The 694-nt window shown below is 51.0% G+C and carries 1 protein-coding gene; it reads left to right on the top strand.

The features are described from left to right. On the top strand, positions 1-465 hold a 465-nt coding region (locus tag ASC50_RS01390; RefSeq protein ID WP_056928610.1), incomplete at its 5' end, for a TonB family protein. Between the last annotated feature and the right edge of the window lie 229 nt (positions 466-694).

The raw sequence follows: 694 nt of genomic DNA, 5'->3' as shown, positions 1-694 counted from the left end.
GCAACACCCGAACCGAAGCCTGAGAAAGAGGTGACGCCGCCGAAAACTGCTTTTGAGGATTATGAGGTGGTGAAGGAAGTACCCGAAGAGCAATTACCAATGAGCAATGAGCAATTGCCCGTTGTTGTGGAGCCGGAGCCTGTTGTGGAGCCGGCGGTTTTTACTGAGGCGGAGGTGATGCCTTCTTTTCCGGGTGGGGTGGCTCAACTCACTAAATTTTTGTTTGCCAACACCAACTATCCGGCTTCGGCTGTTGCTCAAAATCAGCAGGGGCGTGTTTGGTGCTCGTTTATTGTGGAAAAAGACGGTGCTATTACCAATGTTAAAGTTGAAAAGGGTGTGTTTCCTGACTTAGACCAAGAGGCTGAGCGCGTGCTTCAAACGATGCCCAAGTGGGTTTGCGGCTCGGAGCGAGGAGTGCCGGTGCGGGTGAAGTGCTATCTGCCGCTTTTCTTTTCGCTGTAAAAAATGTCCTCGTCATTGCGGGCTTGACCTGCAATCCCCTGTCGGTTGCGCCTTTAGAAATTCAACACAAACTTGCCGCCGATGGTGTTAATTCTCAAGTGGTCGAAAGCAACAAACAAACCGGCGTTGCAAAAGAAGTTACCTATGCCGTAGCCTATTTCGGTGTAACTGCGCAAAGCCGGAGTATATAACTGGCTGAGATAGAGGCGTTCGGGGAGGATGTCTCTGG

The organism is Candidatus Symbiothrix dinenymphae, from assembly GCF_001431085.1.
The sequence above is the reverse complement of the archived record's forward strand: the minus strand, read 5'-3'. Positions and strand labels throughout refer to the sequence as shown.